We start from the raw sequence: 380 nt of genomic DNA, 5'->3' as shown, positions 1-380 counted from the left end.
GAAACGGTTTTGGTAAAACTGTCTTTGGCCTGATAACGGATGGTTTCAACACTGAGCAGAACAAAAATACTCACCGTCATCATCAATATAGTCAGTAACACGCTAACACGTCTTGCCAGCAGACTTTTCCAGGCCAGTTTAAACAGCATGTTTCTCTCCTGCGACCACAAACGACTGTATATCCAGCTGTCTGGAAAAATGCTGTGCCAAGCTGCGATCATGACTAACAAAGATTAGCGTGACCTTTGCTGCTTGGACCTGGCCCAGTAACAAATCAACAAAACTATCGCGTGCATCACTATCTAAGGCTGAGGTGGGCTCATCGACGATTAATAACTCAGGTTGATTAACCAAAGCACGAACAATCGCTACCCGTTGCT

General features: G+C 45.0%; 1 pseudogene. It reads right to left on the bottom strand.

Annotated elements, in window-relative coordinates:
• Positions 1–138 precede the first annotated feature (138 nt).
• Positions 139–380 (bottom strand): annotated as a pseudogene (locus B3182_RS01310) (ABC transporter ATP-binding protein); the annotation flags it as partial.

Origin of the sequence: Methylophaga sp. UBA4204, assembly GCF_002379485.1 — a bacterium.
Classification (GTDB): Bacteria; Pseudomonadota; Gammaproteobacteria; order Nitrosococcales; family Methylophagaceae; genus Methylophaga.
This window is presented reverse-complemented; position numbering and strand designations above follow the sequence as displayed.